Origin of the sequence: Paraherbaspirillum soli, assembly GCF_042654985.1 — a bacterium.
Taxonomy (GTDB): Bacteria; Pseudomonadota; Gammaproteobacteria; order Burkholderiales; family Burkholderiaceae_D; genus Paraherbaspirillum; species Paraherbaspirillum soli.
Genome location: NZ_JBHSMT010000029.1, coordinates 1 through 20,099 on the forward strand (window position 1 = coordinate 1; position 20,099 = coordinate 20,099).

13 protein-coding genes are annotated in these 20,099 nt (G+C 59.1%); all 13 read right to left on the reverse strand.

The features are described from left to right. Positions 1-580: 580 nt before the first annotated feature. On the reverse strand, positions 581-775 hold the full coding sequence (locus ACFPM8_RS17620; protein ID WP_378999405.1) for a hypothetical protein: 195 nt from the start codon (positions 773-775) through the stop codon (positions 581-583). 120 nt (positions 776-895) lie between these two features. Then, positions 896-1,339 carry a hypothetical protein gene (locus ACFPM8_RS17625; protein WP_378999407.1) on the reverse strand — a complete coding sequence of 148 codons (444 nt, stop codon included), beginning with the start codon at positions 1,337-1,339 and terminating at the stop codon, positions 896-898. Positions 1,340-1,413: 74 nt separating this feature from the next. Then, positions 1,414-1,776: a hypothetical protein gene (locus ACFPM8_RS17630; protein ID WP_378999409.1), complete on the reverse strand. Its 363-nt coding sequence runs from the start codon at positions 1,774-1,776 to the stop codon at positions 1,414-1,416. Between the two features lie 39 nt (positions 1,777-1,815). Then, positions 1,816-2,109 (reverse strand): contact-dependent growth inhibition system immunity protein, encoded by a 294-nt coding sequence (locus ACFPM8_RS17635; RefSeq protein ID WP_378999410.1) that lies wholly within the window; start codon positions 2,107-2,109, stop codon positions 1,816-1,818. Positions 2,110-2,176: 67 nt separating this feature from the next. Continuing rightward, positions 2,177-2,524 (reverse strand): CPCC family cysteine-rich protein, encoded by a 348-nt coding sequence (locus ACFPM8_RS17640; protein WP_378999412.1) that lies wholly within the window; start codon positions 2,522-2,524, stop codon positions 2,177-2,179. 6 nt (positions 2,525-2,530) lie between these two features. Continuing rightward, entirely contained in the window at positions 2,531-2,935 is a 405-nt protein-coding gene (locus ACFPM8_RS17645) for a hypothetical protein (RefSeq protein ID WP_378999414.1), read from the reverse strand. 235 nt (positions 2,936-3,170) lie between these two features. After that, complete coding sequence (locus ACFPM8_RS17650; protein WP_378999416.1) at positions 3,171-3,494, reverse strand: hypothetical protein; 324 nt, start codon at positions 3,492-3,494, stop codon at positions 3,171-3,173. Then, a complete protein-coding gene (locus tag ACFPM8_RS17655) occupies positions 3,494-13,042 on the reverse strand; it encodes a two-partner secretion domain-containing protein (protein ID WP_378999417.1) in 9,549 nt (3,182 codons plus the stop codon). Before ACFPM8_RS17655 ends, ACFPM8_RS17650 begins: the two co-directional genes overlap by 1 nt. 387 nt (positions 13,043-13,429) lie before the next feature. Continuing rightward, positions 13,430-14,278, reverse strand: coding sequence for a peptidyl-prolyl cis-trans isomerase (locus ACFPM8_RS17660; RefSeq protein ID WP_378999419.1), 849 nt, complete (start codon positions 14,276-14,278; stop codon positions 13,430-13,432). A gap of 26 nt (positions 14,279-14,304) precedes the next feature. Beyond that, positions 14,305-16,062 carry a ShlB/FhaC/HecB family hemolysin secretion/activation protein gene (locus ACFPM8_RS17665; protein WP_378999420.1) on the reverse strand — a complete coding sequence of 586 codons (1,758 nt, stop codon included), beginning with the start codon at positions 16,060-16,062 and terminating at the stop codon, positions 14,305-14,307. Between the two features lie 7 nt (positions 16,063-16,069). Continuing rightward, on the reverse strand, positions 16,070-18,208 hold the full coding sequence (locus ACFPM8_RS17670) for a filamentous hemagglutinin N-terminal domain-containing protein (RefSeq protein ID WP_378999422.1): 2,139 nt from the start codon (positions 18,206-18,208) through the stop codon (positions 16,070-16,072). 309 nt (positions 18,209-18,517) lie between these two features. Next, positions 18,518-18,931, reverse strand: coding sequence for a surface-adhesin E family protein (locus ACFPM8_RS17675; protein ID WP_378999424.1), 414 nt, complete (start codon positions 18,929-18,931; stop codon positions 18,518-18,520). Between the two features lie 164 nt (positions 18,932-19,095). Beyond that, positions 19,096-20,097 (reverse strand): MBL fold metallo-hydrolase, encoded by a 1,002-nt coding sequence (locus ACFPM8_RS17680; RefSeq protein ID WP_378999426.1) that lies wholly within the window; start codon positions 20,095-20,097, stop codon positions 19,096-19,098. Positions 20,098-20,099 lie beyond the last annotated feature (2 nt).

Consider the following 20,099-nt stretch of genomic DNA (forward strand, 5'->3'; position numbering starts at 1 on the left):
CCTGCACGCCGATCACGAGGGGCCGACCCTCATCTTCAATAAAGCATCGCAGCGGCCGATACTTCGGCTTTTGCGTTCTTGACACACGGCGGCAGATGGCTGGGTTCGTAGACCGGTGTCAATGGAGAAATGCCGGCAGCCCGAAGGCTCCCCGCCACCGCCGCCATAGAAGGCACGACAGTGGACGTACATGACCGCATGGCGCGGTTTGTACGCATTGACATCAGGCTACGAAACCTCACCCCTGATTTGTATTCTCAGGGACGGAAGCGACTATAGACGCTATCGGGCGCGATGGCAATTATTAGCGTCCTGCTATTTTTGGATGGATCTCAGGAAACCGATTTGGCCCCGTTAGATATGAAAAAACCCAGCGTGAGGCTGGGTTGTGGGTTGAGCTTTCCGCGCAACTGTCGGCGACCTCTGAAAACCTACTGTGCAACCCCATCTCGGTGCCGCAATCAGTAGTCATCGAACCTCGACATCCCTGTAAAAAACGCGTATCTGATAATTGCTTTTCTTTACAGATTTTGCTAGCTCTTGCCCTTGAAATTCCAAAATATTTTCACCCAAAAGAGGATTATCCAATAATATATTCATTATTATCTGGCACGCAAACCGAATAATAAGGATGAACTATACGGCCATCTGCTAGTTCAGAAGCAGATACGGCGCCATCAAAATCAATAGAAAATCCGATACCTGAAAACACAGAATTTTTGTACCAATATTTCCCTTCGATTTGCTCCATCGCGCTAAGTAATATGCGTTTCATTTAATTTACGCCCTGTGACTTTGGATGTGTGACGGGAACTTGACTTGATCCCATGCCCACATAAAGCCCAGTGCGAGGCTGGGCTTAGTGTTTCGAATCAGCTCATTCGTTGCAGTAAGATCAAATCAATATCAATGACATTTTTCGCAATTTTCCACTTTGACTAAACTCAAAATGAATTGCAAATCGATCTTTTTCAAATTTTATCCATCGTGGAATATATCCAATCAACCCATCAAGCTTATCCCCACCGGTTTTATCCGGAGTCCCTAACAACTTAATCACACTTACCTCATTCGAATCTCGTGTTACTCCGTCACACAATGCTTGTTTATAAATAGTGAAATTCTCGTGTGCCTCTATATAACAACTAATTTGTATTAATCGATCATCTTCAATTGAAAATAAAATCCCCTCTTTATAAAAAGAGTAATAGCGTGTATAGCCAAGAGGGCCTGTTTCGATTATTGGAGTTTCTTCAATCTTCTCAACAAATTGATTGAACTGACTTGTCCCTTCCGACATCCCTAGCGCATCAATAAAATCATTCAAAGCAACCGCCATTTTGATATTCCTGTCTGTCTATTTATTGCCGCTATTTGATCGCGTCAGCCGCAGGTCAAGAGTATCGTGACCAATTAATTTCGCTGCTCGAGCATAAGCTCAAGAGCCACCTCAAGTTTCCGCCGCGTCTCAACGGATAAGCGACGCTTCTGCAAGGTATGCACAGTTAAAACCTCTACCGGTACATCTGCTTTATCTACACCACTCAAACGCGGCACGTCCAAGATAGCAATACGCTCAGAGTCAATCAGCACCCAATAGATATCTTCCACCTGCTCTGGAATCCAATTCACGATCAGAGCAAACGACAGCAGAGGAAAGGTGCTTTTTAGAGCACTTAACAACAGTCCGCTTGTACTTCCTGAAAAGAGAGAAGTCGTTGAATTCAACAATTCTGCTTTGATCTGCTCATGTGGATTACGTGCCATGCCAATCATTTGAGTGCTCCTGAGAACGCCGTTATTCCCTCTGGCGCGTTACTTCAACAACAACGAGCGTATATGCTTTAGCCAGGCAATTCCGCCATCCCATTCGGAGGGATAAAAGTAGCAGCAGCCAAGTTCATTGAAAATAAAAGTTCTTAACTGTTCTTCATCTAAAGTGGTTGCAATTAACTGCTCTATCTCACTCGCGGCAAGTAACCTTTCATTCTCGTCAGCTTGATGGATAAAGGCGTTAATAGCATCGTCGGCTGCACCAAACTCTAAATCGAAATCTTGATTCAGATATGCGCCGAAGAAATTCTTCAAAGTTAGAAATTTTTGATTCATTAAGACGCCATTCAACTCAGCAGCTCTATTTTCAATTGCTTCTATGGGTTGCTCACATTATTAATCGCTAATGCTTACAGATCCAACCTTCACGCGCTTGGACCAGACTGTACTGGTTTGCGCCGCCCGCATATGTCGGGTCAGATGACTGTACAGGGTCGTCCTCCCAGAAACAAACGGAACATATTTCATACGCACCAATTTCTGACAAGGTTAGCTGCTCGCAGCAAGGGCACGGAAAGAGAATATTTTTTGCTTCTTTCATTAAAAATATCAACAATTCATATTCATCTGGATTCACAAATGTTATTTTCCACCGAATGGAACAGCAGTTCCGAAACAATGAGTTCTTCTTGGCACAATCTGGATTCTTATTCGCTACAGCTATCGTTTTACTTTGCAGCCCAACGCCCATTGCGCTCTAGTTGATACCTTTAAATTCTTTTTGTACCAAGCTGATAACTGTTTCATCACCATCTACATAATGCTCATACCAACGGTCAATCTGTGCCAAAGCAAACGGCAATAGTTCAAGACTGGTAGGTCGGTCATTCGTGATCCGAATAGTCCAATCAGTAGGCACTTGACTCCAGGTGAATGAGAACAATGCAGCTGGAACTATCTGTATTTCTTGATTTCCATTTAACGCAGCTACATACAGCCATGAGGTCCCATGCCTGACTAATACGCCAAGTACTACGTAAATAGCATCCCGAATGAGATCAAATTCATAATCAAGCGGATGTACCAGTTGCTCGTAACTCTCAACAGAATAAAGATTACTTAGCTCTGAAAGCGTAGTATTGCGACAAGAAATTCGAATCATTTGATTCTCCCATTAGGATCCACCGCGTTATACACAAGCCCCACAGGCCAGCCAAAACCATGGTTCACCACGTCACATTTGCGAAAATTTTGTACAAATGTGGCTTCCTACATGGTGAAATCGACCTGATCAGACTGTTTTCACTTCCCACGGATGATGTGCATTGGCAATGTAAGTCTTTTATTTTTAATGACTAAAAAGATATGTATAACGAGACACCTCTTTCCTCGTAGATTCATTCGCCGCGTTGTTTAAAATAATTGGACATCGTTTGCAAATAAGCTTGGAGTTTTTCAGGATTGTCGGATAAATCAGCGATATAACTTCCATTTCCTTTTTTGCTAATAGCATATGCTCCATCACAAAATGGACGGTCTGGTGGAATGGCAATATCCTTATTCCTGAAGAACATCCAGCAATGTTCAGCTTCCAAATAATGCTCTTGCAGCAGTGGTGTGGCAGCGTCTTTCAAGAAGTCGCTCAAGAAAAAGGATGCAGACTCCTCTGCAAGCCTTTTTGCCTGTTCAAATGTAATTGTTGTGTGAATAATATTCACCATTATGGTCTCCCAAGAAACAGCGGAACATTTTGCCTTATGGTCACAATACTACCCATCTGAGGATCCACGAAATACACCTGTCCATTTCTATTGACTACGTTAACGACATGCATAACGCCGCCTGGTTGTTGAATAACGACAGGGCTTACAGCGCCACTTCCTCGCTGTAGCATCTCCGCTTCAACTGCGGCTGAATTCATTGCTTCCCTTTCAAATCCAAACGGTGCGGATGGAAGCAAATCATTGAATTTTCCATACCCTTTGGAAGGATCTGCTACCGCAGCTGGGTTCAGTCCAGTTAGTCGTTGCTGCGTCGCATTTACACAGGACACACAGTTTGTATTCACCCCGGCACCAGCATTTTCTACGTAATGGGGGTTGACTCCTTTTAATTCTGGAAATACTTCTTCCATTGGCCGCATACCAGAATAGATATTATCGGCAGCACTACCTAAGTTGGTACTTCCTCTCACTCCAGACCCAGAAAGACCCGGCACAACAGGCTCATAAGCTTTTGTCACCGGATTTTGCCGTAACAGCACCGAGCCATCAGGGCCCAACAATTCAGCGTTATTGATGCTGCTTACCGGCCCTGCGATACTGACTTCCGTTCCCGCCTTGGTCGCTCCTCCGAACAACCTTTCACCAACACCAATGATAGCCTTGGCACCTGCAATAGCACCTCTTCCAATCGCGCCAGCCGCAGAATCTAGTAGCGTGTACCCCACTGCACCCAACAGGTTATCCCCTTGATCCCATTGGAACGTGCCTTGTCGTACATCAGGCAAAGCCTGCAAGGTAGGGGAACCAGTCGGGTAGGTGTAAACCTGGCCGTTGCTGCCAAAAATGACGGAGTTCCCAGTCGCTTGAACCATCCTGACAACGTCACCGCACATCTTGGATGCTCTGTCAGCACAGGCGAAGTTTAGATTTGCATCCCGTGTATCAGAGAGTTGCCCCAATGCCCGCGCCGTCTTGCAATCTCCTAGATGATCAGGCCCGCAGTTTTTATTGGCAGCGTCAAATTGCTCCTGTTCCGAAGACTTGCCCCCTACACGCTTTTGACTCAGGTAGTTATTAGTTGCCTCATTGGCCGCAGCATCCGCTGCCACCGCCCCATCCCGTCCCAAGGCCACCGCAAGCGAGCCACCGGCGAGCGTCGCCAACGCCGTCACCGTTGCAGCGTTAAAGCGATCAGCCCGATCAGCATTGGTTTGAATGCCAAGCGCACTACCGATGACGGGCGCGATGGCAGCCGAAGTTGCCCCGCCAATCGCTCCTGATACGCAATCTTTGCCGCCCAGAGTGGCGGCGGCACAACCTAGTACAGCGTGACTGGCGATATTGGCAGCGTTGGTTGACGCATCGGCGCCCTTGGCCGTGATATCGAACTTCTCGCCGATTCCATTGGCCGCCACCGCCGCCGCATCGCTGACCATGCCGTTCCTAAACGCCGCGCCGAAGCTGCCGCCATAGGCAGCGGTATTGATCGCCGCACTGATGCCACTGCGGATCGCGGTGTTAGCCGCATAGGTGCCGGGATTGGCCATGAAGGTATCCCAACTACCCTGGCTGACTTGCTGCATACCATTGGTAGCCGGGACGACGGTGCGAGCACTGTCGCCCGCGCTGCTTGCCGCACCCGCCGTACTGCCACCGGCGGCCTCTGTGCCCGGTGCGCCACCCATCACGCCATAGGTGACACCTGCAGTCAGACCGGAAACCGCGCCGGACTCCAGCGCCTGGCCGACATCGAGACGACCGGTCGTCACCACTTGCGTCACCATGCTGCTGAGGGTGCCGACAATCGCCGCCTGGATGCTGGCGGCAACAATCGCTGCCACGCTGCCGGCGGCGATGGTGGTCATCCCCGTGACCGCACCGACAATCGCCAGCCCTGCGCCCATGGTCAGGATCGAGATCGCGACCGCCGCCACAATCGCAATCACGGTCCCAATCGCACCCAAACCACTGGTGTCCTTGATGAAGTGACTGTGGATATGATCCTCAGCCGCCGTCCGCGTGAAGTCGCCGCCCAGCCGGTTCTTCAAATCCGCCAATGCCGCCTGCGTCGCTGCCGTGTTCTCGCTGCCATCCGCATTGACGATATGCAGCGCGTCCCCAATCGAATTGATCCGGTTCGCTTGCAAGTTCAAATTGACCGCCGACATGAAGCCGCCCGGTTGCAATTGGGTGCCGGTGTACTCCATCCAGCCGCCCTGCACCGCATAGGCCGATCTGCCGATATCGACGCTGCGCTGTTCATTGGTCAGCGTGCCGGTGTTGACCGTCAGCGTGTTCGCTTGCACCACGCCGGTGTTGTGGATGCTGTCACTGAAGTCGAGCTTGACGTCATTGCCGCTAATGAATCCGCCCGGCGTCGTCGCCGCATAGCCTTGCGGCAGATAGACCTGCGGCATCAGCGCGGTGATGTTCGGGCATGCGGTGCTGCTTAGGCTGCAATGCGGGTCCGGCACCGATTGTTCTACGTACCACAGCATCGGCCGCGTCAGCGCGTTGATCTGTTGCTGGCTCAATGCCTGGCCCAGTTGCAGCTGATGGTTCTTCGCGTAATCAACCGCATTGCCGTACAAGATCGCCTTTTGCTGGTCGTCGATGCTCAGGTGATTCTTGTCATCCCAGGCCAGGCCGTTGATGAAGCTGGCTTGGCCGGTTTGGGCCAAGGCTGCTTGCTGCAGGCGCTGGTTTTCTGTCACGGGGTCGTAATAGAAATTAGCGCTGTGCGGCTGCAAGGCCGGCGGCAGATTGGCTAGCAACACGTTGGGGCTGAGGCCGCCCAGGACGTTGCCGCCGGGCGTCGTGACCACGTATTGCGCACCTTGCTGGCTAGTTGGTGCCGGTGTCGCCGTTTGGCCGTCCGGGATCGCGGCGGTGAAGTGCCATTGTCCTTTGTCGGTGTTGACCGCTGGCGGCGGACTCACTTGGCCCGGTTTGATCTCGTGCTGGCTATCTATGCTGGGGCGGCTGACCGTCGCCGCGACCGTTGGTGCGCTGCCGGTTTGGACCACCGTAGCGGTGACATCGACCGGTGCGAGGTGCTGACCGACCGTGCTTGGCGCGGTTGGCGCTTGCGGCTGCGCGACGGTCGGTTGCAGCGGCGGTGTGCCGACTGGGCCGAGCGGGATCACTTGCTGCGCCAGGGCTGCCGGCGGCGTCGGTTGTTGCGGGTTGGTGATGCCGTTGACCAGCGCCGTGCCGCTCAGGTCGACGCTGTTGCCGAGCAGGTTGCCGCTGTTGATGACGCTGCCGCCGGACACCACGCTGAGTTGGTTGCCGGCCTGGATGCCGGCGGCCTGGTTGCCGATCACCACCGAGCCGTTGGTGTCGTGCCTGATGTCGCTATGGCCCTCGGCGGTTTGTTCGACCCAGTGGCCGTACCAGTTGGTATTGAGCGCGAGGCTGGTGTTGCTGACGCCGCCGGTCGCGTTGACGCTGGTGTTGCGGCCGGCCGTGATCAGGCCGCCGGTATTGGTCAAGGTGCTGCCTTTGATGATCACGTCGCGTGCGCCGCTGATGACGGCGGCGGCGCTGGCGGCGCGGTCGCTGTCGGCTGCGCAGTGGCTTTCTTTATAGTCGCCGCCACCATTGCAGCCGCCGGCAAAACTCGGATTGTTGCGGCCGTAGCTTTCGTGGGTCTTGACCGGCGTCGCCACTTGGTTGACGACGCTGGCGGCGGCGATGTTGACGTCGCCTGCGGTCGATTGCAGCGCGCCGGCCAAGTTGGCCAGACTGCCGGCGGTCAGGTTGAGGTCGCTGCGCGCGGCAAGCGTACCGTAGTTGTTGTTGATGCTGCCGGCGTTGATCGTCAGCTTGCCGCCGGCGGCGACCGTGTTGGCGCTCTGGTTGAACGCGAAGCTGTCGACGTGGGCGTTGGGTTCCACATAGCCGCCACCGCCGACAATGTTAAAAAAGTTGGAATAGTTACATTGGGTGCCTGGCATGCAGCCGGCTGTGGTCGTGAAGCTCGACTCGTAGGTGCCGAGGTTGGTGAAGCTACCGGGCACGGTGATGCCGATGTTGTTGCCGGCTGTGATGTCGCCCGCATTGACCAGGTTGCCGCTGCCGCTCAGCTTGACATCGTGCGTGGCAATCAACTGGCCGCGCGCGCCGAGTGTATTGGTTTGGCTGACGGTGGACGGCGCAGTCGCAGCGGCGGCGGGATCGAACCAGTTCGGCGGGATCCAGTCGGGGCAGTTGCTGTTCGGGCAGTCTTTCGGGCCGCCGGTCACCGCGCCGATGACGCTCTTGCCGAGGCCGTTCAGGCCGAGTATGAAATTGTTCAGCTCGGTCTGATTGACGATCTCGGTGACCCGCGACGCGATGACGGTGTCGGAACGGCCGTTGTCCAGCGCTTGCAAATTCAGCGTCAAGTCATTGCCAGCGATGGTGCTGCCGCGATTGGACAGGTTGGCCGCCATGATCGCGACCTGGCCGCCGGCGGTAATCAATCCCTGTTTGCCCTGCTGCTGGCTCTGCTCGGTGCGCTGCACGCTGGGCAAGGCGATGGTTGGCGGTGGCACTGCCGGTCCGCCGCCCATCGGCGTCGGCGACACATAGTTGGGGCCGACGAAATGCCAGACCGCGCCCAAATGCGCGCCGACAGCGGTGTTGTCGGGGATGCTTTGGAAGCCGTTGACGATGTTGATGTTGCCGGCGTTCAGGCTCGGGCCGAGGTCGGCCAAAGTGGCGCTGCTGCTGACGTAATAGTCGGGCGCGCAGCCATCGAAGTTGCAGGCGCCATGCGTCAGGATCTGTTTGGTGCCGACCACTGCCTGACTGAGCAGGCCGTCATTGCGCACCGTGGTCACGCTATTTTGCAGATCGACCGGCGCCGACCGGTCGTTGTTGACCATCGCCGCCGCGACGTTGATGTCGCGCGTTGCGCCGATCACGCCGGCGCTGTTGCTCAAGGTGCCGCCTAATTGGAACGCGATATCGCGATTGGCCTGGGTGGTCGCGCCGCGGTTGTCGTAATTGCCGCCGGTCGCGATCACGTCGCGCATCGCTTCGACGGTGCCGGCGTTGACGACGTTGCCGTTGAGATGCGTGTCGCGCTCGGCGTGCAGTACGCCGCCGGCTTGGTTGCTGATATTGGCGGCGGTCAGCGTCAAGTCGTTGCCGGCGATGACCGAACCGCTGTTGTTGAAATTGCCGCCGGTAGTCAGGCTGATGTCGCCGCTCTTGCGGATCGTGCCGGTATTGGTGAAGTCGCCGCTGATGTTGAGCGCCAGCGCGTTGCCGGATACGTCCCAGACGCCGCCGACGTTGAGGCCCTGGGCGTTGACGCTCAATTTGCCATTGAGTTTGAAGCTGCCGTTATTGACGGCGCTGGGGTCGAACACTTGGTTCGGCAGGTTGAAGGTCAGGTCGTTGCCCGCCAGGATCTGGCCGCCGGCGTTGTTGAGGCTGCCGTTGCCACCGCTGACGTTCAGGATCAGGTTGCCGCTTGGGGCCGCGCCTGCTGCACGGGCGCCGCTGTCGCCGGCGTACAGCACACCGTTTTGATTGGCGGTCAGCGCGGCGGTGCTGACGCTCAGCGTGTTGGTCGCGAGCAGGCTGCCGTTGCTGTTGTTGAGGCTGTTGCGTGCGGTGATGTTGGCGTTGCTGCCGTACAGGGTGCCGGCGTTGTTGAGCGTGTCGGCGTTGACGGCGAGCGTGCCGAACGACAGCAGTTGCGCGGCGCTTTGATTCTGCATCTGTGCGGCGTTGGCGTTCAGGTTGCCGCCGGCGACCCAGTTGCCGCTGTTACTCAATGTGTTGCCGGCGCTGAGGCTGGCGTCGCCTTTGATGCGGCCAGCGGTGCTGGTGCTGAGGTTGTTGTGCGCGGTGGCGTTGAGGTTGCCGCCTATGGTGCTGTTGCCGAGTTGGACATCGCCGTTGCTGCTGGCGAGCAGTGTATTGCCGACCACGCTCAGGGTGCCGCTGCTCGCGTCCAAGCTTTGTTGCGCTTGGGCGTTCAGGTTGCCGCCGACGTGGGTTGCGCCGCTGAGGGCGATGGTTTGTGCGGTGAGCGTGGTGTCGGCGGCGGCGTTGAGCTGCCCTGCCAATTGCAGCGCTTGGCCGGCTTGCAGGTTGAGCTTGCCGTTGGTGGCGAGCGCGCCGGGTGCGCGCAGGCTGCCGTTCTTGGCGGACAGCGTCATGTCTTGCAGGCTTTGCGCGTTACCGACGACGTTCAGGTCAGTGCCGGCGGTCGCCGTCAGTTGCGCGCCGCTGAGCAGTGCGCTGTTCAGGTTCAGGCTGCCGTTGGTCGCGTTCAGCGTGGTGTTGCCTAGCGTTGTGATTTGCCCGGCGCTCAGGTTGTTGGCTGCGCTTGCGTTCAGGTTGCCGCCGACTTCGCTGCTGCCTAGTTGCAGATTGCCGCTGCTGGCGAGCGTGGCGTTGCCGACCACGGTCAGCTTGCCGGCGCTGGTGTCGAGGTTTTGTTGCGCTTGTGCGTTGAGGTTGCCGCCGACCTGCAGCGCGCCGCCGGTGGTGATGGTTTGCGCGCTCAAGGTGCTGTCGCCGCTGCTGTTGAGGTTGCCGGCCAGTTGCAGCGCTTGTGCGGCCTGGGCATTCATCTTGCCGTTGGTGGCGACGTCGCCTTGGACGCTCAGCTTGCCGCCTTTTGCGATCAGCGCGATGTCTTGCAGACTCTTGGCGCTGCCGGTCACGCTGAGGTCGGTGCCGGCGCTGGCGTTCAGCGGGCCGCCGCTGATCAGCGCACCGTTGAGGTTGAGCTGGCCGTTGGTCGCGCTCAAGGTGGTCGCGCCCATCACGGTGGCGGCGGCGGCGCTCAGGTTGTTGGCGGCTTGCGCGTTCAGCTTGCCACCGACGACGCTGCTGCCCAATTGCACATCGCCGCTGTTGCTGGTCAGGCTGGCGTTGCCGGCCACGGTCAAGTTGCCGTTGCTGGCGTTGAGGTTTTGTTGCGCCTGCGCGATCAGGTTGCCGCCGACGTTGGTGCTGCCGCCAACGGTCAGGTTTTGCGCGCTGAGGGTGGCGTCGGAGGCGGCGTTGAGCTTGCCTGCGGTTTGCAGCGTTTGCGCGGCTTGCAGGGCGAGCTTGCCGTTGGTGGCGACGTCGCCTTGGACGCTCAGTTTGCCGCCTTTTGCGGTCAGCGCAATGTCTTGCAGGCTTTTGGCGCTGCCGGCGACGCTGAGGTCGGTGCCGGCTGTGGCGTTGAGTTGGCCGCCGCTGGCGACGCTGCCGTTGATGTTGAGATTGCCGCTGGCAGCAGCCAGCGTGGTGGCGCCGACGGTGGTGGTTTGGGCGATGCCGAGATTGCGTGCCGCCGTGATGGCTAGCTTGCCGCCGGTCTGGATGCCGCCGGCAATCGCGGTGTCGCGCTGAGCGCTCAAGGCTGCGTCGCCGGCGACGCTCAGGTTGCCGCTGCCGGCGATGTCGCGCCCGGCGTCGAGCGCGGCTTGGCCGTGGCTGATCAAGTCGCCATTGACAGCTATGTCGCCGCTAGCGGCATGCAGGCTTGTATCGCCGCCGCTGGTGCTGCTGCCGGCGATGCTGATCTGGTTGGCGGCGTTGATTGCCAGTTGCTGTTGCGTGCTCAGTGCGCCGTTGACGCTGACGCTGCCGCTCTGGCTTTTGAGGGTGGTCGCTTGCGCGGCGTTGACGTTGCCGCCCAGGCTGACATCATTGACGGCGTTGACATCCAGTTTGCCCAGCGTGACGACTGCGCCGGTGGTGGTGACGCTGCCGTTGATGCCGGCAAGCGCCAGGTCGCCGACGCTGCCGACTTGGCCGCGGATGCTCAGGTTGCGTTGCGCGGCCAGGGTCAGCGCGGTACCGCTGGTGACGTTGCCGTCGATGGTGATGTCGCGTGCCGGCTGCAACTGGATCAGGTTGGGGGCGGAGACGTTGCCGCCCAGGTGGATGTCGCCGCGGCCGTCGTTGCCTGCTGCTTGCAGCGCAATGCTGTTGCCGGACTGGAGCTTGCCGCCGATATCGAGCGAGCCGCCGGCGTTCATCTCCAGCTGATTTTGCGCGACGGCGCCACCGTTGCCGTTGATGCTGCCGCCGGCGTTGACGATCAGGTCTTGGCCTGATTGCAGGGTGCCGGCCAGTTTGACGTCGCCGCCGGCGTTGATGCGGTAGCCCTGCTCGCCCAGGCCGTCGCCGTTGGCAGCCAGGTTGCCGGCCGCATTCAGGGTGACGTTTTGGCGGGCGTAGGTGGCGCCGACGGTCAGTTCGCCGTTGGCGTCTATCGTCAATGCGCCGGTGCTGGCGGCCAGGTTGCCGTCGGTGCGCACGCCGAGTCCGGCGCTGCTGCCGATGATTTTGATTTGACCGGCGGTCATCGCGCCGAAGGCGGTGGCGTCGATTTGCAGGGTGCCTGCGCCGTTGTTCTGGATACCGCTGGTGCTGTAATCGCTACCGATCCGTCCTTGCCCTGCTGCTGCTTGCGCGACTTGCTGTTGACCGCTGATCAGAGTGATTTTTTGTCCGGCATACAGCGGCGCGTTGATGCCTATGCTGCCGGCGATCAGGTCGATGGCGCCGACCGTGCCTTCGATCCCGGCCCCCGGGATGCCGCCGGCGCCGGGCAAGCCTTCAATCTGGATATGGCCGCCCTGGACTTGGTAGGCCACCGCGCTGGCGGCGTCGAAGCTGCTGGCGCTGCCGCCTGCTGCGCTTAAAAATTGCGGGGTGCCAGTAGTCAGCGTGATGTGCGGAGTGTTGATGAAGCCGCAGCCGGTGCAGGTGACGCCGTTGGGGTTGGCGATGATGACGTCGGCCTTGTTGCCGAACACTTCGATGCTGCCGTTGATCTGGCTGGCCCTGCCTTGGCTTGTAACCTGGTTGATGATCTGGTTGGCGCTGCGGCCGCCCAGTGCGTTGTTGGCGCCGACGTTGCCGCCCAACAGGCTGCCGCCGCCGGTCGTGCTGTTGTTGAGGATCAGGCCGATGGCGTCGACGTTGAACTGGCGGTATTGGTTGAGCGAGATACCGTTGGCGTTGGGCGCGGTGATATTGACCACCGGGATGCCGCCGCCGGCGCCGGTGGTTTGCGTGACCTGCGGCTGGAATCGGATCGGCGCGGTGGGGTCGGTGATCGGTGCTGCAAGTGCCGAAGCCGGGCCGAGGTGGATCGTCGGCAGGCTGGCGGCGGCCTTGGCCAATATGAGTTTGCCGATGCCGGGCAGTTGCCGTTCCAGCGTCGCTTGCAGCGGCTGCCAGTCGCCGTCGTGCCGGGCTTGTTGCAGTGCCTGTTTGAGTTGGCCGGTGAAGAATTGCCAGTCGATGGCGGCATTGCGCGCCTGTTGCAGTTCGCGGCTGATGCCGAGTTGGGCGGCCGATTGCACTGCGTTCTGCCAGCTTACTTGCAGCGGTCCGGCCCATAGCGTGAAGGCGACGACGGCGGCGATGATGCGTTGCCAGCCTGCCCGTTGTTGCGGGCCGGTGGCGATGGTGAGTGGGTCGGGGGTGCTTGCGCTCTGTGCCAGTTCCGACGGCGTCAGTCCGCTGCGCTGCCAGGCGGTGGCTTGCCGGGATTGGGCTAGACGGTGTACGAGTTGGCTAAGAGCGTTTTGCATGTGGGTCCTGATTTTTGTTTTTTACAATTTACGGTGCAGCGTTTTATGGCGCGTAGGTCGGAAAAGCGAAGCGCCTTCCGACATCCGGTGCACCGCCAAAAAAAGCCAAGGGCTTGACCGGCTAGTGCGATTCTCGCCGTCGGAAGGCGCTGCGCTTTTCCGACCTACTTCTTGTTGCTGGTGCGGGTGACGCGTTGGTCGCATCGCCAGAAAAATCTCCGGCATCACCGCTTGCGCTCCGTGGTCCGCGTAGGTTGGAAAAGCGCAAGCGCCTTCCGACATCCGGTGCACCGCCGAAAAAAGCCAAGGGCTTGACCGGCTGGTGCGATTCTCGCCGTCGGAAAGCGCTACGCTTTTCCGACCTACTTCTTGGTATTTCTTGCACGCTTATTGCTGGATCTTCGCTGCCTGGACCAGACCGCTGACCAGTTCTATCGTGGCTTTTTCGAGCGCTTGCGCTTCCAGCATCTGGCGCAGCGTGGCTTTGACGGCGTCGTATTGCGGTACCTGGGTCGGCCGTACTTGTTCTAACTTGACGATGTAGCTGCTGTTGTTCCAGCTGACCGGGGCGGCGCTGATGCCGCCTGCCGGCAGTTGCGCGATGGCTTGGGCGATCGGCAGCGGCAGGCTTTGGGTTTGGCCTTCTTGTGCCGGCAGTTTGAAGCTGATCCAGTCGAGTTCGCCGCCGCGCACTTTGTTGGCGGCCAGGCTGATGCTTTGCGCCAGTTGGCCGAAGTCGGCGCCGGCCTTGAGTTGCGCCAGCGCGGCGCTGGCGGCGGCATCGTCGGCGACCTGGATCAGGCGCGCTTTGTATTCCTGCGCGCCGAGGCTGGCGATGATGCCGTCGAAGCGGGCCTTGATCTGGGCGTCGGTGACCGGCGCCGGTTTGATGGCGTCGCGCAGATAGAGCTGGGTGATGGCGAGGTCCTTGGCTTCCTGCATCGCTTGTTTGACTTCCGGGCGCTGCTCGTAGCGGTGGGTTTTTTCTGCCTGCTGGCGGAACAGTTCGCGCGAGACCATTTGATCTTTCAGCGCTGCGCGCAGGGTCGGGCTGTCCGGCAAACCCGATAGCTGCACCGCGCGCTGCAGCTGGGCTTCGGTGAGTTCGACTGCGTTGACTTTGGCGATGACGCCGGGTTTGAGGTTGGCGGCTGCCGGCGCGTTTTGCGCGTGAGTGTGAGCAGCCAGCAAGGCGATGCCGCATAGCGCGAATAGGCATTTGATCGAGTTAGGCATGGTGAGTGTTCTCATTCAAAAATGAATCAATAGGAGTAATTCAAGGTCGCCAGCAACACCGTGCGTTGCGATCCCAGCGTGTCTGGTTGTTTGATCGGATGGCCGAGCAGCACTTCGCTGGTCAGCCGCTGCTTGCCGTACTGTGCTTGCAGCCGCAGTCCGATGCCGGCGCCGGCCAGTTGCCGGTAGTGCTTCTCTGCGATCAGTTCGGTGCGTCCCATATCGAGGAAGACGTAAGGCTCAAGATGCACGCCCAGTAGCTCGGGCGCATTGCCCCAGATCAGGTCGTTGCGCACGTAAAAGCCGCGATCGCCGCTGATGCCGCCGTCCTGGAAACCACGCACCGATGACATGCCGCCGGCGAAGATTTGTTCGGACCCGAACAGGGCTTGCCGGCTCCACTGGGCGTTCAGTTGGCCGCGCCAATTCCAGACCGTGTCGCCGAGTTTGCCTAGCGGCAGCGAGAGCGTGGCGCTACTGTCGAGTTTGGTGAACTGGCTGTGCGCTTCGTCGGACGTGATGGCGGCGCTGTCGCGGCTGGCGTTGAGTGCGCGCAAGCCGCGCGAGATGCCGGCGTCGACGGTCCAGCTGCCCTGCTGTTGATTGAAGGCGAAGCGGCGCAGGCGGTTGAAGCCGATGCGGAGCACGGTCAGGCGCTGCGGTTCGAACACGCTGTTGTTGATTTCGCGCTCGGTCTTGCGCCATGAGAGCGTGACGTCGAGCGCGCTTTTGGCGGCCTGGCTGCGGGCCAGCACGTAGTTCCAGCCGAAGGTGTGGCCGCTGGTATTGCCGTACAGCAGAGCGGTATCGCCGACCAGGTTTTGGTATTCGGACAGCGAGCCGGTATAGCTGAAGGTGTGATAGCCGAACGGCACCGCGGCCGACAGCACCAGGGCGTTGGTGTCGAGGCTGCCGCTGTAGTTGAGCGAGACCATTTCTTGCAGGCCGAGCAGGTTGTCGGCTTCGATCCCGAGGCTGGTGCGGGTCAGGCCGGTCTGGCTGCTGCCGTAGTTGTCGAAACCGGCGCTGAACCAGAAACGGTCGCCCGGCGGGTTGCTGAGTCCGATGATGGAGCCGCCCGGCGTGGCGCCCGGCATGATTTGCATCTCTGCCCGGTTGCGGCGCAGGCGGTTGATTTGTTCTACCCCTTGTTCGAGGTCGGTCAGGTTGAGCACGTCGCCGGCGGCGGTCGGCATGGCCAGCAATACACCTTGGTCTGTGAGCCAGCCGCCGCTTTGCAGCTCGCTCGCGGCGGCAGGTGCAGCCGGTGTGGCGGCCAGCGTTTTGCCGTTCAGTTGGATCGCTTCGATCCGGCCGGGGATGATGGTCACGGTCAAGCTGCCGCTGCTGAGGTTTTGCTGGCCCAGATAGGCGCGGGTGGTGATCAGGCCGCGTGCGACGAAGACTTCGGTCAGGCGGTGCAACAGCAGGTTGATGCGATTGCTGCCTAGCCGCTTGCCGAGAAACGGCCGGGTGATCGCCTGCACCTGGTCGGCCGGCAGGACGCTGTTGCCGACCAGTTCGATGCGGTCGATTTTGAAGGTCGGTTCGGCATCGGCCAGGGTGTCGATGTCGGCGTCGGCCGGCAGGGTCGGCAGCGGCAGCTGGGTCACTGTGATGGCCGGCGGCGTCTGCTCCAGTTCGCGTTGGCGATCGCGCTCGCGCTGCTCTTGCAGCAGCCGCTGCGCCGGGTCTTGCTCGACGCGGGCGGTTTGGGCTACGGCCGGTTGGCTGAACGCGGCGGCCAGCAATGTCAGCAGTAGTGGACGGTAAAAGTATTTCATTGCGTGCTTATTGCCAGATCCAGCTGGTGAGGCCGAGATGATGTTCGATGCTGACCGGCTCGCGCTGGGCCGGCCGCAAGGTGACGATGCCGTTGGAGGCGACGACGGTGTCGGGGCTGTCGAAGCTGCCGCCGTCGATCACTCCCTGGCCGTTGATGCGCAGCTTGCCTTTGGCGGTCCAGCTGCCGCCGAGGTCCATCGCGTACAGGCGGGCCCAGCTATTGCCGAACCAGGCTTTGAAGCCGCGCGATTGTTGGTAGGAGCGGTAGCCGACGATGCCTTGCGCCAGAACTTTGGGGGCGCTGATGTTGAGGTTTTGCGCGGCCGATACGTTGCCGCCGAGGTTGCTGGCTTCGGTCCCGGCCTGGATGTCGATGTTGTTGCCGGCGGTGAGCAAGCCGCCGTGACTTTGCACGGTGCTGGAGGCGCTGGCGCGGCACAGGATCAGGCAGCTGCGGCGGAAATGGGCTTGGCCGTCGAACAGTGCTTCGTTGTGAAAGACCAGTGCCGCGTTGATGCCGATGTCGCCGCTATCGGCCTGGATCACGCCGCCGCGGTTGACGACGTTGCGGCCTTTGATGGCGACGCCGGTTTCGCCCTTCAGGAAAGCCAGATGGTCGTCGGCGCGGGCGACCTGGCCGTAGTCGATGTCGAAGCCGTGAGTGCGTTCGCTCAACAGCAGCCAGCGGCTGTCTCTGGTTTGGTAAGTCTGGCCTTGTTCGCCGTTGGCGCCGCTTTGTTTGTCGACGATGTTGTCGACATCGCCCTGGGCGTTGATCTGCAGCGCTTTGTTGCTGAGGATGCGGCCGTGATGATTGACGATGTTGGCGCCGGCTTGCAGCAGCACGTCGTCGCTGTTGCCAAGGTTGTCGCTCTTGCTGAATATGATGGCGAGCAGATCGGCTGTCGGCGACACATTGGTGATGTTGCCGCCGGCTTTCAGCATGACCGCGCCTTGCGAGTCGCTATTGCCGGCGATGCGCTGCCGGCCTTGGATCCAGCTGCCTTGATTGAGGATGTCGGCGCTGCTGTTGAGCAGTACGCCGCCGTTTTCGGCGACCAGCATCGTGCCCTTGGCGCCGTCGTTTTGCAGCGACAGGCCGGCGCTTTGGGTGCTGATGTTGCCGGCCGCGAGCAGATCGGAGCCGACCAGGTTGATGGCGCCGCTGGTGCTTGCCATGACCAGGTTGTTGGCGGTCTTGATGCTACTGCCGGCAAGATTGATGTCGCCGTTGGTGTTTGCCATGGCCAGATTGTTGGCAGCCGTGATGCTGCCGCCGGCAAGCTTGATGTCGCCGTTGGCCGCTAGGCTGAAATCGCCGACGTTGGCGTAAATCGCGCCGGCGTGATGCACCCCTGCCCCTTGATCGGTGACCACCAATGTGATCCGCCCTGCGGTCAGGCTGCCCAGCGGGGTGATGTCGATCGCGGTGGCGGCGTTGGCGGTGTGCGGCGCGGTGGTCGCGAGCCAGGGCGTCAGGTTGTCGGTCGGCGACACGCTGCCGTCGATTTCGGCATGACTGTCGCCGACCGTGGCGCGGATGCCGACTGCGCTGCCGCTGAATGAGTTATTGACCGGGCCGTTGACGACCAGGGTTTTGGCGCTCAACTCGAGGCTGAGCATGGCGCCGCTCAAGCCGTCCGGCCCGATCGTGATCTGGCCGCGATTGGTATCGAGCTTGATGTTGCGCTGGCTGAGTCCGGGCGCCGGACTGAAATCGTTGAACGTGACTTGGCCGGTAGTCAGCGCGACGTTGCCGGTATTGATGAACTTGCCGCCGTTGACGGTGATGCCGTTCGGATTGGCCAGGATCACGTTGGCGCGCGGCCCCACTACCGTGATGTCGCCCTGGATCAGGCTGGGATTGGTGCTGGTGACCTGATTGACGATGTTGCGGGCGTTGACGCCGACATTGTTCAGGTCGACCCCGGCCTGACCGACGTTGAACTGGTTGTAAGTGTTGTGGGAAACGCCGGCCACTGCGGGCGCGATGTTGACGGTTTGCCTGCCGTTGGCGGCGGTGACGACATGGGTGACGCTGCCGCCGTCGGTCACGATGCCGTTTGCGAAACTTAATCCGACGCTACCGAACCATAACCCGATCAGCACCGCAAGCCGTGTCCGGGTCGGTGGTAGTACTTGCATATTTGCCTTGATTTACTTGCGGGGTCGCAATATTAGCAAAGAGATATGCATAACAACAGGAAAGAATGTTTTTCTGTTGTTTTGAATCAACAATTAGACGGTAATTAGGGGATTTACTTAGGTAATTAGACGAGGATCGCGTCATTTGTTGAAAATAATCAACGCTTTCTTAATGCGACTTCTGTCTAGGACTTGGCACGAGCGTGCAAGGAGTGCGGCGGGAACCGCGGAGATGGGGGAGCGGAAAGAAATCGAGCGGCGCATGACTTCGGTCATGGCCGCTCGTTACAAATCACCTGCTGGCAATACTTACTTGGCTTTGGCGTTCAACGGAAATGCGCAAACGATGTCCATCATCTTTTCAGCGACGGAATCCTTGGCCGGCGCGCTGAATTTCATGTTTTTGAGGGCATCGGAATGATCCAGTTTGGCGCCGCCGCCATCGACTTCGGCGAACAGGATTTCCTTGGTCAGGCGCATGGTCTTGGCGCGGCAGTTGTACTCTGTCAGATCCTGGTAGGACCGGAAGCTTGGGAAACTGGCGTCGCCCTCATTCTTCCTTGGTTCCTTGAAGTTCCACATCGACCAGACTTCACGCAGGCCATTGTGTTCCTTGATGGAATCTTGATCCAGCTTCAATTCGGCAGTATCGCTGCCGCCGAAGGGCTGCCAGTCGGCCGCCTGAACAGTTGCGCAAGCCGCACTCAGAGTCAGAATGAGCATTAATTTTTTCATGTGGTTTTATTCCTTAAGTGAGTCAAGCCTCGGTTCGACTTGCATGGTAAACCCTGATTCCCGCGCCGGACCGTTATTTTAGTAACAAAGTGAAACGCGGGATAGGGTCTATCGTTCACATGGGAAACACTCGCGGCTTGCTTATTTCTTCCTTATTTGCCGCCAACAATCGGCGCGTACTCAACCGGCACCCAGGCGTATCCGCTGCCTTCAGTCCGAATCCGGCCTATGCCCGGGAACGGCAGGTGGGCGCCGGCGAGCCAGGTTTTGTTCTTGGCGGCTTGGGCGAATATCGCTTCCCGCGTCTTGACGGCCTTGGGGCTGTCTATATCGAATTGAATCGCGATTTTTGGACGGGGAAACTGCGCTGCATGGCTGTGGATCAGGTCGCCCAGCACCAGCAGCGTTTCGCCTTTGGAGCTGAACTGATATGAGGTGTGGCCTGGCGTGTGACCAGGCGTCGGCACCGCAATCAGGCCCGGCGCCAGTTCTGTGCGTCCCTGGAACGGATGGAATTTGCCTGCGGCGATGTACGGCTGGACGGAATCGCGCGCCATTTTGAAGAATTGCTGCATTTGCTTGGGGGCCTTGCTCGCGACCTCTTCGCTCAGCCAGAAATCGGATTCGCTCTTCGCTGTGCGCAATTCGGCGTTCGGGAACGCCAGCTGTCCGTCTGCGCCGATCAGGCCGCAGCTGTGGTCGCCGTGCAGGTGGGTGATGACCACGGTATCGACTTGTTCAGGTTGGTAGCCGGCGGCACGGATGCTGTCCTGGATCGTGCCCAAGGTCGGGCCGAAGCACTTGCCGGCGCCGACATCGACCAACACCAGGTTGGTGCCGGTGTTGACCAGGTAGCCGTTGACGGAGGTTTGCACGGTCGGACCGAGGAACATGCGCGCCAGCAGTTTTTTGAGGTCGGGCGCGCTGACGTTCTTGAGTAATTCGCCCTGGTTGAGGTCGATATAGCCGTCGTACAGCGCTGTGACTTCGAAGTCGCCCAGCGCCATTCGGTAATAGCCAGGAGCTTGCGTTTTTTGCTGCGCGGGTGCTGCTGCGATTGCGGCGGTGGGAGCCAACAGGGTGCTTGCCGCAGCGGCGGCGATTGCCAGCGCCGATAGCGCGTGACGGCTTGCTTTGAGAAATTCACGGGTCATGA

What these genes read in the sequence shown, in the direction of transcription:
- ACFPM8_RS17620 (WP_378999405.1), bottom strand. Translation starts at nt 775, where the DNA reads ATGAAACGCATATTACTTAGCGCGATGGAGCAAATCGAAGGGAAATAT.
- ACFPM8_RS17625 (WP_378999407.1), bottom strand. Translation starts at nt 1,339, where the DNA reads ATGGCGGTTGCTTTGAATGATTTTATTGATGCGCTAGGGATGTCGGAA.
- ACFPM8_RS17630 (WP_378999409.1), bottom strand. Translation starts at nt 1,776, where the DNA reads ATGATTGGCATGGCACGTAATCCACATGAGCAGATCAAAGCAGAATTG.
- ACFPM8_RS17635 (WP_378999410.1), bottom strand. Translation starts at nt 2,109, where the DNA reads ATGAATCAAAAATTTCTAACTTTGAAGAATTTCTTCGGCGCATATCTG.
- ACFPM8_RS17640 (WP_378999412.1), bottom strand. Translation starts at nt 2,524, where the DNA reads ATGGGCGTTGGGCTGCAAAGTAAAACGATAGCTGTAGCGAATAAGAAT.
- ACFPM8_RS17645 (WP_378999414.1), bottom strand. Translation starts at nt 2,935, where the DNA reads ATGATTCGAATTTCTTGTCGCAATACTACGCTTTCAGAGCTAAGTAAT.
- ACFPM8_RS17650 (WP_378999416.1), bottom strand. Translation starts at nt 3,494, where the DNA reads ATGGTGAATATTATTCACACAACAATTACATTTGAACAGGCAAAAAGG.
- ACFPM8_RS17655 (WP_378999417.1), bottom strand. Translation starts at nt 13,042, where the DNA reads ATGCAAAACGCTCTTAGCCAACTCGTACACCGTCTAGCCCAATCCCGG.
- ACFPM8_RS17660 (WP_378999419.1), bottom strand. Translation starts at nt 14,278, where the DNA reads ATGCCTAACTCGATCAAATGCCTATTCGCGCTATGCGGCATCGCCTTG.
- ACFPM8_RS17665 (WP_378999420.1), bottom strand. Translation starts at nt 16,062, where the DNA reads ATGAAATACTTTTACCGTCCACTACTGCTGACATTGCTGGCCGCCGCG.
- ACFPM8_RS17670 (WP_378999422.1), bottom strand. Translation starts at nt 18,208, where the DNA reads ATGCAAGTACTACCACCGACCCGGACACGGCTTGCGGTGCTGATCGGG.
- ACFPM8_RS17675 (WP_378999424.1), bottom strand. Translation starts at nt 18,931, where the DNA reads ATGCTCATTCTGACTCTGAGTGCGGCTTGCGCAACTGTTCAGGCGGCC.
- ACFPM8_RS17680 (WP_378999426.1), bottom strand. Translation starts at nt 20,097, where the DNA reads ATGACCCGTGAATTTCTCAAAGCAAGCCGTCACGCGCTATCGGCGCTG.